10 protein-coding genes are annotated in these 11,076 nt (G+C 59.6%); 9 read left to right on the forward strand and 1 reads right to left on the reverse strand.

The window, feature by feature from the left end; translation table 11 throughout:
- Positions 1–22 precede the first annotated feature (22 nt).
- The 6 genes from HX875_RS32110 (at position 23) to HX875_RS32135 (ending at position 6,777) form a co-directional block, all read left to right on the forward strand.
- Positions 23–1,309: an ABC transporter substrate-binding protein gene (locus tag HX875_RS32110; RefSeq protein ID WP_177048957.1), complete on the forward strand. Its 1,287-nt coding sequence runs from the start codon at positions 23–25 to the stop codon at positions 1,307–1,309.
- Positions 1,310–1,397: 88 nt separating this feature from the next.
- A complete protein-coding gene (locus tag HX875_RS32115; protein ID WP_010169866.1) occupies positions 1,398–2,306 on the forward strand; it encodes a carbohydrate ABC transporter permease in 909 nt (302 codons plus the stop codon).
- Complete coding sequence (locus HX875_RS32120; protein WP_177048958.1) at positions 2,299–3,144, forward strand: carbohydrate ABC transporter permease; 846 nt, start codon at positions 2,299–2,301, stop codon at positions 3,142–3,144. The genes HX875_RS32115 and HX875_RS32120 overlap by 8 nt, the downstream gene beginning before the upstream one ends.
- A 2-nt stretch (positions 3,145–3,146) precedes the next feature.
- Positions 3,147–4,307 carry an ABC transporter ATP-binding protein gene (locus HX875_RS32125; RefSeq protein WP_177048959.1) on the forward strand — a complete coding sequence of 387 codons (1,161 nt, stop codon included), beginning with the start codon at positions 3,147–3,149 and terminating at the stop codon, positions 4,305–4,307.
- Positions 4,308–4,406: 99 nt separating this feature from the next.
- Positions 4,407–5,753: a carbohydrate porin gene (locus HX875_RS32130; protein WP_010169863.1), complete on the forward strand. Its 1,347-nt coding sequence runs from the start codon at positions 4,407–4,409 to the stop codon at positions 5,751–5,753.
- A 178-nt stretch (positions 5,754–5,931) separates the two neighbouring features.
- Positions 5,932–6,777 carry a D-hexose-6-phosphate mutarotase gene (locus HX875_RS32135; RefSeq protein WP_177048960.1) on the forward strand — a complete coding sequence of 282 codons (846 nt, stop codon included), beginning with the start codon at positions 5,932–5,934 and terminating at the stop codon, positions 6,775–6,777.
- Between the two features lie 115 nt (positions 6,778–6,892).
- On the opposite strand, the gene HX875_RS32140 is transcribed toward HX875_RS32135, so the two are convergent.
- Positions 6,893–7,753, reverse strand: a complete 861-nt coding sequence (locus HX875_RS32140; RefSeq protein WP_172834605.1) for a MurR/RpiR family transcriptional regulator — start codon at positions 7,751–7,753, stop codon at positions 6,893–6,895.
- Positions 7,754–7,971: 218 nt separating this feature from the next.
- Between HX875_RS32140 and zwf the strand changes: the two genes are divergently transcribed.
- The 3 genes from zwf to HX875_RS32155 are packed head-to-tail and all read left to right on the forward strand — an operon-like array spanning position 7,972 to position 10,821.
- Complete coding sequence (gene zwf, locus HX875_RS32145) at positions 7,972–9,438, forward strand: glucose-6-phosphate dehydrogenase (RefSeq protein ID WP_063027707.1); 1,467 nt, start codon at positions 7,972–7,974, stop codon at positions 9,436–9,438.
- On the forward strand, positions 9,425–10,138 hold the full coding sequence (gene pgl, locus HX875_RS32150; RefSeq protein ID WP_177048961.1) for a 6-phosphogluconolactonase: 714 nt from the start codon (positions 9,425–9,427) through the stop codon (positions 10,136–10,138). The genes zwf and pgl overlap by 14 nt, the downstream gene beginning before the upstream one ends.
- A 17-nt stretch (positions 10,139–10,155) precedes the next feature.
- A complete protein-coding gene (locus HX875_RS32155) occupies positions 10,156–10,821 on the forward strand; it encodes a bifunctional 4-hydroxy-2-oxoglutarate aldolase/2-dehydro-3-deoxy-phosphogluconate aldolase (RefSeq protein WP_003213027.1) in 666 nt (221 codons plus the stop codon).
- Positions 10,822–11,076 lie beyond the last annotated feature (255 nt).

Below are 11,076 nucleotides of genomic sequence, written 5' to 3' on the forward strand. Positions count from 1 at the left end.
CAACAAGAAAAAAGGTACTCAGATGAAAGCGATCAGTCGCCTCGCCGTAGCTATTTCCGTTGCCTCGTTGTTTCCCCTCAGTGCATTTGCCGCCGACTCGAAAGGGACGGTTGAAGTTGTGCATTGGTGGACCTCGGGTGGCGAGAAAGCGGCAGTAGATGTCCTGAAGGCCCAAGTTGAAAAAGACGGTTTCACCTGGAAAGACGGTGCCGTCGCCGGCGGTGGCGGTTCCACTGCCATGACCGTGCTGAAAAGCCGCGCCGTTGCTGGCAACCCGCCAGGCATGGCCCAGATCAAAGGCCCAGACATCCAGGAATGGGCGTCCACCGGGCTGCTCGACACCGACGTCCTGAAGGCTCCCGCCAAAGAAGAAAAGTGGGACTCCCTGCTGGACAAGAAAGTCTCCGATACCGTGAAGTACGAAGGTGATTACGTGGCCGTGCCGGTGAACATTCACCGCGTGAACTGGCTGTGGATCAACCCGGAAGTCTTCAAGAAAGCCGGTATCACTAAAAACCCGACCACCCTCGAAGAGTTCTACGCCGCTGGCGACAAGCTGAAGAAAGCCGGCTTCATTGCGCTCGCCCACGGTGGCCAGCCTTGGCAGGACAGCACCGTTTTCGAAGCGGTCGTGCTCTCGGTCATGGGGGCTGATGGTTACAAGAAAGCCCTGGTGGACCTGGACGAAAAAGCCCTGACCGGCCCTGAAATGATCAAGTCCCTGACCGAGCTGAAAAAAGTCGCGACCTACATGGACGCCGACGGCAAAGGCCAGGACTGGAACCTGGAAGCCGCCAAAGTCATCAACGGCAAGGCCGGCATGCAGATCATGGGTGACTGGGCCAAGAGTGAATGGACCGCCGCCAAGAAAGTCGCCGGCAAAGACTACGAGTGCGTAGCCTTCCCGGGCACCGACAAGGCGTTCACCTACAACATCGACTCCCTCGCCGTGTTCAAGCAGAAAGACAAAGGCACTGCTGCCGGCCAGCAGGACATCGCCAAGGTCGTACTGAGCGAAAACTTCCAGAAAGTCTTCAGCATCAACAAGGGCTCGATCCCGGTTCGTATCGACATGTTGCAAGACATGGGCAAATACGGCTTCGACTCCTGCGCCCAGACGGCTGCCAAGGACTTCCTGGCGGATGCCAAGACTGGCGGCCTGCAGCCAAGCATGGCCCACAACATGGCAACCACGCTGGCGGTACAAGGCGCGTTCTTTGATGTTGTGACCAACTACATCAACGACCCGAAAGCAGACCCTGCTGATACCGCGAAGAAACTGTACAACGCGATCAAGTCTGCCAAGTAACGGTTAGTACTGAATGGCCTTGCGGGGGGACCCCTAACCCCCGCAAGGCATGTTCCTGTAGTCCTTTTTCCCTGTACTGGATTTTCCCATGAGTTCTGTTGCTGTGTTCAGCAAAGCCTCGCCGTTCGATGCACTGCAGCGCTGGCTACCCAAACTGGTGCTGGCGCCGAGCATGTTCATCGTTCTGGTGGGCTTCTATGGCTACATCCTGTGGACGTTCGTGCTGTCGTTCACTAACTCGACTTTCCTGCCGACCTACAAGTTCGTGGGCCTGGCTCAATATGCGCGCTTGTTCGACAACGACCGCTGGTGGGTCGCGAGCAAGAACCTGGCGGTGTTCGGTGGCATGTTCATCGGTATCACCCTGGTGATCGGCGTGACCCTGGCGATTTTCCTCGACCAGAAAATCCGCCGCGAAGGCTTTATCCGCACCATTTACCTGTACCCGATGGCGCTCTCGATGATCGTCACCGGTACCGCCTGGAAATGGCTGCTCAACCCGGGCATGGGCCTGGACAAATTGCTGCGTGACTGGGGCTGGGAAGGCTTTCGCCTCGACTGGCTGATCGACCCGGACCGTGTGGTGTATTGCCTGGTGATCGCTGCTGTATGGCAAGCCTCGGGCTTCATCATGGCGATGTTCCTCGCCGGCCTGCGCGGGGTTGATCAATCGATCATCCGTGCCGCGCAGATCGACGGTGCAAGCATGCCGCGCATCTACTGGAAAGTGGTGCTGCCAAGCCTGCGTCCGGTGTTCTTCAGTGCGGTGATGATCCTGGCGCACATCGCGATCAAGAGCTTCGACCTGGTGGCGGCGATGACCGCGGGTGGTCCGGGTTACTCCTCCGACCTGCCGGCGATGTTCATGTACTCGTTCACCTTCAGCCGCGGCCAGATGGGCATGGGCTCGGCCAGTGCGATTCTGATGCTCGGTGCGATTCTCGCAATCATCGTGCCTTACCTGTACTCCGAGCTAAGGACCAAGCGTAATGACTAGTCTTGTCGGCAAACCTGCCATCAGCCTGAGCCGCATCGCGATCTACGCGGTGCTGATCCTCGCTGTACTGCTGTACCTGGTGCCGTTGGTGGTCATGTTGCTCACCAGCTTCAAGACCCCGGAAGACATCAGCACCGGCAACCTGCTGAGCTGGCCCACCGTGGTCACCGGCATCGGCTGGGTGAAAGCCTGGGCCACGGTTGACGGTTACTTCTGGAACTCGATCAAGATCACCGTTCCGGCCGTGCTGATTTCCACCGCCATCGGCGCGTTGAACGGCTACGTGCTGTCGATGTGGCGCTTTCGCGGTTCGCAGTTGTTCTTCGGCCTGTTGCTGTTCGGCTGCTTCCTGCCGTTCCAGACCGTGCTGCTGCCTGCCTCGTTCACCCTCGGCAAGATGGGCCTGGCCAGTACCACCACGGGCCTGGTGTTCGTGCACATCGTCTACGGACTGGCGTTTACTACACTGTTCTTCCGTAACTACTACGTCAGCATTCCCGATGCACTGGTGAAAGCGGCACGCCTGGATGGCGCGGGGTTCTTCACGATCTTCCGCCTGATCATCCTGCCGATGTCGACACCGATCATCATGGTGTGCCTGATCTGGCAGTTCACGCAGATCTGGAACGACTTCCTGTTCGGCGTGGTGTTCTCCAGCGGTGACTCGCAGCCCATCACGGTGGCGCTGAACAACCTGGTCAACACCAGCACCGGGGTCAAGGAATATAACGTTGATATGGCGGCGGCGATGATCGCCGGGCTGCCGACCCTGCTGGTCTATGTGGTCGCAGGCAAGTATTTCGTGCGCGGCCTGACGGCCGGCGCGGTCAAGGGGTAATCATGGCAACGCTTGAACTTCGTAACGTAAACAAGACCTACGGTGCCGGCCTGCCGGACACCCTGAAGAACATCGAACTGTCGATCAAGGAAGGTGAGTTCCTGATCCTGGTCGGGCCTTCGGGTTGCGGCAAATCGACCCTGATGAACTGCATCGCCGGCCTGGAAAACATCACTGGCGGCGCGATCATGATCGGCGACCAGGACGTCAGCGGCATGAGCCCCAAGGATCGCGACATCGCGATGGTGTTCCAGTCCTACGCGCTGTACCCGACCATGAGCGTGCGCGAGAACATCGAGTTCGGCCTGAAGATTCGCAAGATGCCCCAGGCGGCCATCGACGAAGAAGTGGCGCGGGTGGCCAAGCTGCTGCAGATCGAGCACCTGCTCAATCGCAAGCCGGGCCAGCTTTCCGGCGGCCAGCAACAGCGTGTGGCCATGGGCCGTGCACTGGCGCGTCGCCCGAAGATCTACCTGTTCGACGAACCGCTGTCCAACCTCGACGCCAAGCTGCGGGTCGAGATGCGTACCGAAATGAAGTTGATGCACCAGCGTCTGAAAACCACCACCGTCTACGTCACCCACGATCAGATCGAAGCGATGACCCTGGGCGACAAAGTGGCGGTGATGAAGGACGGCATCATCCAACAGTTCGGTACGCCGAAAGAAATCTACAACGACCCGGCCAACCTGTTCGTGGCCAGCTTTATCGGTTCGCCGCCGATGAACTTCATTCCACTGCGCCTGCAACGCAAGGACGGCCGCCTGGTGGCGTTGCTGGACAGCGGCCAGGCCCGTTGTGAATTGCCGTTGAACATGAGCGATGCAGGCCTTGAAGACCGCGAAGTGATCCTGGGCCTGCGCCCGGAGCAGATCGTGCTGGCCGCCGCCGAAGCTACCGGCGCACCGACCATTCGGGCCGAGGTGCAAGTCACCGAGCCGACGGGGCCGGACACTCTGGTGTTCGTGCAAATCAATGACACCAAGGTCTGCTGCCGCCTTGCGCCTGATGTGGCGCCACAGGTGGGCGAGACCCTGACCTTGCAGTTCGATCCGGCCAAGGTGTTGCTGTTCGACGCCAAGACCGGTGAGCGTTTGGGCACTGCCGCTTCGTTGCCCGCACAGGACCGTGCCGACAACGTCGCTCAATTCAAGGGACGTTGAATGGCAGGAGCGGGCACGCTCCTGTCGGGGACCTAAGGACAAAGAAGTAAACCGCGTTAGATAAAAACAGTTAATAACAATAAAGACGAGGATGTAGGGATGAAAAAGCAACACAACAACACCCGGCTGATCTGCCAACTGTCAGCAGCAGCAGCCCTGGTATTGTCCGCCAATGCGATGGCGGCCGATGCATTCAGCTCCGATTCCAAGTGGATGACCGGCGATTGGGGCGGTGAGCGTACCAAGCTGATCGAGCAAGGTATCGACATCAAGGCGGATTACGTTGGTGAAGTCGGTGGCAACCTCAGCGGTGGCTACAACAACGACAAAACTGCCCGTTACGCTGACCAGTTCGGTCTGGGCGTAGCACTGGACCTGGACAAGCTGTGGGGCTGGAGCAACACCCAGGCCAAGATCCAGTTGACCAATCGTAATGGCGCGAACATCTCCAACGACCGTATCGGTGACCCGCGTGCCGGCACCTTGAGTTCGTCTCAAGAAGTCGATGGCCGTGGCCACATGGTGCGTCTGACGCAGTTCTGGATTCAGCACCAGATGTTCGACAACAAGCTGGACGTGAAACTCGGTTACTTCGGTGAAGGCGAAGACTTCAACACCTTCCCGTGCGACTTCCAGAACCTGTCGTTCTGCGGCTCCCAGGTCGGTAACTATGTAAACACCTGGTACAACTGGCCAGTCAGCCAGGCGGCTATCCGCGTGAAGTACAACATCACGCCTGAGCTGTATGCGCAAATCGGTGCGTACAACCAGAACCCGTCGCAGCTGGAGCACGGCAACGGCTTCAAACTCAGCGGCAGCGGTACCAAGGGCACCGTATTGCCGGTGGAATTGGTCTGGTCGCCCAAGGTCAATGGCCTGCCGGGCGAATACCGTGTGGGTTACTACAAGAGCACCGCCGACGCTACCGACGTACGTGAAGACGTCAACGGTAACGACGCTGGCACCACCGGCGCGGCCTTCCGTGTTCGCAGCAGCAAAAGCGGTTACTGGGGCGTTCTGCAACAGCAGCTCACCACCCACAATGGCGATGCTTCCCGCGGCTTGAACATCGCGGCCAACGTCACCTTCCACGACAAAGACACCAACCTGGTCGACAACTACCAGTCGCTGATGCTTGTGTATAAGGGCCCATTCGACGCACGTACCAAAGATGACGTGGGTATCGGTGTCTCCCGCATCCACGCCAACAGTGACGTGAAGAAAAACGCCGAGTTGCTCAATGCCGCTGGCGGTTTCACCGACTACGACCAATCGGGTTACGCGCCACTGCGTAACACTGAATACAACGTCGAACTGAACTACGGCTTCCACGTCACCAACTGGCTGACCGTGCGTCCTAACCTGCAATACATCGCCAACCCAGGCGGCGTGAAGCAGGTCGACAACGCAGTCGTCGCGGGCCTGAAAATTCAGTCTACGTTCTAACGTTGTTGCGATAAGCTCCTTCTCTCTGTGCGCATTTTGCGGGTAGCCATGGCTATCCGCTTTTTTTTGTGTGGGAGCTGGCTTGCCTGCGATGGCATCGCCTCGGTGCCTCTGATACACCGTGGGGCCCGCATCGCAGGCAAGCCAGCTCCTACAACGCTATTCAGGACCGTGGCACATGCATGAGCATCCGCTGCAACGCTTTTTCAAATCCCTGCGGGAGCGACCGGTATTCGCCTGGGAGCGCTTTCAGATGCGCGACGTGTTGGTGATCGATCACCCGCTCTGCCAGGCGGTGTTCAGTCGCCAGGGCGCGCAATTGCTGCACTTTCAGCCCAAGGGCCAGAAACCCTGGCTGTGGTGCGCGGCCAAGTGGCCGCAGGTCGGCGCCATTCGTGGCGGCGTGCCGGTGTGCTGGCCGTGGTATGGCCGTCATCCCAGCGAAAACGCCTGGCCGTCCCATGGCTGGGCACGGCTGATCGACTGGAAACTGCTGGACAGCAGCACTGACGACGACGGTGTACGTTTGCACTGGCAATTGCAGCTATGCGATTGGCAGGTGGACCTGCATGCACACCTGGGGGAAACCCTGGAACTGCGCCTGGCCACCGAGCACCAGGACGAACTGCCGTGCCAGTTGAGCCATGCTTTGCACGCCTATTGGCGGATTGGCAACGTCGGTGAGATAGCGCTGTCTGGGCTCGATGGGGCGCAAGGTTACGATCAGCTCAACCGCCAGGCTTGCCAGCAGGAAGGTGAGTTACGGGTCGATGGCGGCTGTCAGCGGGTGTTCCAGCACGAGGGTGAGTTGCACCTCAAGGACCATGCCTGGCAGCGCGAATTGTGCATCGATACCGGCGAGAGTGCCGACACAGTGGTGTGGCATCCAGGGAGCCGGCCGTTGCTGGGGGTGAGTTTCAACGAGGCTTCGGGGTTTGTGTGCGTGGAGTCGGCGATGGCCGGGGCGAGTCTGGCGCCGGGGGAGAGGGCGCATTTGAGTTTGCAGGCCAGGGCCGGGGTTTAGCGGTGTTGCTGATGGCCTCATCGCGGGCAAGCCCGGCTCCCACAGGGGAGTGCATTGCAAATGTGGGAGCGGGCTTGCCCGCGATGGCGGTGGTACTGCTGGCAGAAATTCGAGCCTAGTTGAATTCATCCCCAACCGGATACCGACTGTCGTTCAAACTCTCTTTGATCTTGCGCAAATGCGGCTGGAAATCCACCCCGCGACGCAAGGTCATGCCGGTGGCCAGCACGTCCAGCACCGTCAACTGAATGATCCGCGACGTCATCGGCATGTAGATGTCGGTGTCTTCCGGCAGCGGAATGTTCAGGCTCACGGTACTGACCTTGGCCAGCGGCGAGTTCTCGGCGGTCACACCCAATACCGAGGCACCGTTCTCCCGCGCGATACGCGCCACTTCCACCAACTCACGGGTACGCCCGGTGTAGGAAATGATCACGAACAACTCCCCGGTGTGGGCCACCGAGGCGATCATCCGTTGCATCAGCACGTCGGCATGGGCCGTGACCGACAGGTTGAAACGGAAAAACTTGTGCAGCGCGTCCATGGCCACCGGCGCCGAAGCCCCCAGGCCAAAGAAGTGGATCTGCCGGGCCTGGATCAGCAGGTCCACGGCCTTGCTGATCAGGTTCGGGTCCAGGGCCTGGCAGGCGCTGTCGAGGGACGCGATGGCGCTGCCAAAGATCTTCTGGGTGTAGGCCTCAGGGTTATCATCGGCTTCCACTGCGCGGCTGACGTACGCCGCGCCACTGGCCAGACTTTGCGCCAGCTGCAATTTAAGTTCAGGGTAACCACTCACGCCGAACGAGCGGCAGAAGCGGTTCACCGTAGGTTCGCTGACCGAAGCGGCCTGGGCGAGGGCGGCGATAGAGAAGCGGGTCGCCTGCTGCGGGTTGAGCAGGATGACCTCGGCGACTTTACGTTCAGCCTTGTTCAGTTCATCGAGGCGTTTCTGGATCTGTTCCAGTAGATTTCGCACGCGGTCCATTCATGTTTCCTTAGGGCGACGATGCAAATAAGGGTCGTCAACCAATCGACGAGCGGCCCTTTGCGGTGGCCTATCCTACTGAGGGTAGTTGAACACCACCACTCGGAATACGTTTTTCGGGAAAATGTTGTGGTTATTACTACATTTTTCCTTGAGTGATGCCTTAAAAAAAGGTATTTGTAGCTTAACTTGATAAAAGAACAAACATCATGCCTTCGATAACCGTAGAACCCTGCACCTTTGCCCTGTTTGGCGCCTTGGGTGATCTGGCGCTGCGCAAGTTATTTCCTGCCCTGTATCAACTCGATGGTGCGGGCCTCCTGCACGAAGACACACGCATCCTGGCCCTGGCCCGTGAGGCCGGTTCCGAGCAACAGCACCTGGCCCACATCGAAAAAGAACTGCGCAGCTACGTTGGCAAGGAACTGGATGAAACCGTCGCCCAGCGTTTCCTGGCCCGCCTGACGTACCTGCACGTCGACTTCCTGAAGGCCGACGACTATGTCGCCCTGGCAGAAAACGCCGGCACCGAACAACGCCTGATTGCCTACTTCGCCACCCCGGCGGCGGTGTACGGCGCGATCTGCGAAAACCTCTCCAAGGTCGGCCTGGCGGAAAACACCCGGGTGGTCCTGGAAAAACCCATCGGTTCGGACCTGGATTCCTCGCGCAAGGTCAACGACGCCGTGGCGCAGTTTTTCCCGGAAAACCGCACCTACCGCATCGACCACTACCTGGGCAAAGAAACGGTCCAGAACCTGATCGCCCTGCGGTTTGCCAACAGCCTGTTTGAAACCCAGTGGAACCAGAACTACATCTCCCACGTGGAAATCACCGTGGCCGAGCAGGTCGGCATCGAAGGTCGCTGGGGTTATTTCGACAAGGCCGGGCAACTGCGGGACATGATCCAGAATCACCTGCTGCAGCTGCTGTGCCTGATCGCCATGGACCCGCCGGCCGACCTGTCTGCCGACAGTATTCGTGACGAGAAGGTCAAGGTGCTCAAGGCCCTGGCGCCCATCAGCCCGGACGGCCTGACCACCCAGGTGGTGCGCGGCCAGTACATCGCCGGCTACAGCGCCGGCAAGCCGGTGCCGGGTTACCTGGAAGAAGAGAATTCCAATACCCAGAGCGACACCGAAACCTTCGTCGCCCTGCGGGCCGATATTCGTAACTGGCGTTGGGCCGGGGTGCCGTTCTACCTGCGCACCGGCAAGCGCATGCCGCAAAAGCTGTCGCAGATCGTCATCCATTTCAAGGAACCGTCCCACTACATCTTCGCCCCCGAGCAGCGCTTGCAGATCAGCAACAAACTGATCATCCGCCTGCAACCGGACGAAGGTATTTCCTTGCGGGTGATGACCAAGGAGCAGGGCCTGGACAAGGGCATGCAACTGCGCAGCGGGCCGCTGCAACTGAATTTTTCCGACACCTATCGCAGCGCGCGGATTCCCGATGCCTACGAGCGGTTGTTACTTGAAGTCATGCGCGGCAACCAGAACCTGTTTGTGCGCAAAGATGAAATCGAAGCCGCGTGGAAGTGGTGTGACCAGTTGATCGCCGGGTGGAAAAAATCCGGTGATGCGCCCAAGCCGTATGCGGCGGGCTCCTGGGGGCCGATGAGCTCGATTGCACTGATCACGCGGGATGGGAGGTCTTGGTATGGCGATATCTGAACTGAAACTGCCTCAGGGCGTGACTGCCCATGAGTACCGCAACCCGGTGCTGCTGGCCGACGGCCTGGCCAACGACGTGGCCGAACAGCTGCGCACGGCCATCAGTGCCCGTGGCGAAGCGACCCTGGTGGTGTCCGGCGGCCGCAGCCCGGTGGCGTTCTTCCAGAACCTCGCCAAGCAAGGCCTGGACTGGTCCAAGGTGACCATCACCCTGGCCGACGAGCGCTGGGTACCGGTGGAACATGCCGACAGCAATGCTGGCCTGTTGAAAAAGTATTTGCTGCAAGGCCCGGCGGCCAAGGCGAAGTTTTTGAGCCTGTACAGCGTTGCTGCCACCCTTGACGAAGCTGCCGAGCAGGCCGATCGCCTGCTGGCCGAGTTGCCGGCAATTGACGTGCTGGTACTGGGCATGGGCGACGACGGCCACACTGCGTCGCTGTTCCCCAACAGCCCGAACCTGGCTGACGCATTGAAGCCGGACGGCGGCCGCCGTTGCTGGCCGATGCTGGCGCCGACCGTGCCGCACCAGCGCCTGACCATGAGTCGCGCGTTGCTGTCCACCGCCCACTACACCGTGCTGTCGATTTCCGGCAGTTCGAAATTGACCACCTTGAGCGCCGCGCTGGCCAGTGACGACGTTGCTGCCATGCCGATACGCGCGTTTTTGCAACCTACTTTAGAGATTTACTGGTGCCCATGAGCCAAGGATCAGCCGCGATGAACAGCCCTCAACCTACCGTTTCCATGGCGGACAAAGTTGCCTTGATCGACAGCCTCTGCGCCAAGGCGCGGATCCTGCCGGTGATCACCATTGCCCGTGAACAGGACATTCTGCCCCTGGCCGATGCCCTGGCTGCCGGTGGTTTGACCGCACTGGAAGTGACCCTGCGTTCGCAGTTCGGCCTCAAGGCCATCCAGGTGCTGCGTGAGCAGCGTCCGGAGCTGTGCACCGGTGCCGGTACCGTGCTGGATCGTCATATGCTGGAAGCGGCCGAAGTGGCTGGTTCGCAATTTATTGTCACCCCGGGGATTACCCGTGACCTGCTGGAAGCTTCGGTGCACAGCTCGATTCCGTTGTTGCCGGGGATCAGCAATGCTTCCGGGATCATGGAGGGTTATGGCCTGGGGTATCGCCGCTTCAAGCTGTTCCCGGCTGAGGTCAGCGGTGGTGTGGCGGCGATCAAGGCGTTGGGCGGTCCGTTTGGCGAAGTGAAATTCTGCCCGACTGGGGGTGTTGGTCCGGCCAATATCAAGAGCTACATGGCGCTGAAGAATGTGATGTGCGTGGGCGGTAGCTGGATGCTGGATCCGGAATGGGTCAAGAACGGCGACTGGGCACGTATCCAGGAAACCACCGCTGAGGCGCTGGCCCTGCTGGACTGATTGGATTTACCGAATCGTTGTTGCTGTGTTCTACGGCATTTTTGCGGTGCACTTGGTCGGTGTGCCGCTTTTTTTTTGCCTGCTGGAAACCTTCAGGGCTGACTGAGTACATATCCGTTATTTAGGTAAGGGCGGCTTATGGTTTCGCTCTTACAGCGAGTCACTTTGCAAAAGCGGCAAAGTAAGCAAAGGGCTCTGCCCCGCCTGTCGGCACCTCGCCTAGGCTCGGTGTTCACTCCGGGATTGCTCCGCGGG

Origin of the sequence: Pseudomonas yamanorum, assembly GCF_013386765.1 — a bacterium.
In the GTDB taxonomy this organism is placed as follows: domain Bacteria; phylum Pseudomonadota; class Gammaproteobacteria; order Pseudomonadales; family Pseudomonadaceae; genus Aquipseudomonas; species Aquipseudomonas yamanorum_A.

Bases quoted from the DNA above. Each gene is read 5' to 3' on its own strand.
- zwf (WP_063027707.1), top strand. From the start codon at position 7,972: ATGCCTTCGATAACCGTAGAACCCTGCACCTTTGCCCTGTTTGGCGCC.
- HX875_RS32155 (WP_003213027.1), top strand. From the start codon at position 10,156: ATGAACAGCCCTCAACCTACCGTTTCCATGGCGGACAAAGTTGCCTTG.
- HX875_RS32130 (WP_010169863.1), top strand. From the start codon at position 4,407: ATGAAAAAGCAACACAACAACACCCGGCTGATCTGCCAACTGTCAGCA.
- HX875_RS32120 (WP_177048958.1), top strand. From the start codon at position 2,299: ATGACTAGTCTTGTCGGCAAACCTGCCATCAGCCTGAGCCGCATCGCG.
- HX875_RS32110 (WP_177048957.1), top strand. From the start codon at position 23: ATGAAAGCGATCAGTCGCCTCGCCGTAGCTATTTCCGTTGCCTCGTTG.
- HX875_RS32125 (WP_177048959.1), top strand. From the start codon at position 3,147: ATGGCAACGCTTGAACTTCGTAACGTAAACAAGACCTACGGTGCCGGC.
- HX875_RS32115 (WP_010169866.1), top strand. From the start codon at position 1,398: ATGAGTTCTGTTGCTGTGTTCAGCAAAGCCTCGCCGTTCGATGCACTG.
- pgl (WP_177048961.1), top strand. From the start codon at position 9,425: ATGGCGATATCTGAACTGAAACTGCCTCAGGGCGTGACTGCCCATGAG.
- HX875_RS32135 (WP_177048960.1), top strand. From the start codon at position 5,932: ATGCATGAGCATCCGCTGCAACGCTTTTTCAAATCCCTGCGGGAGCGA.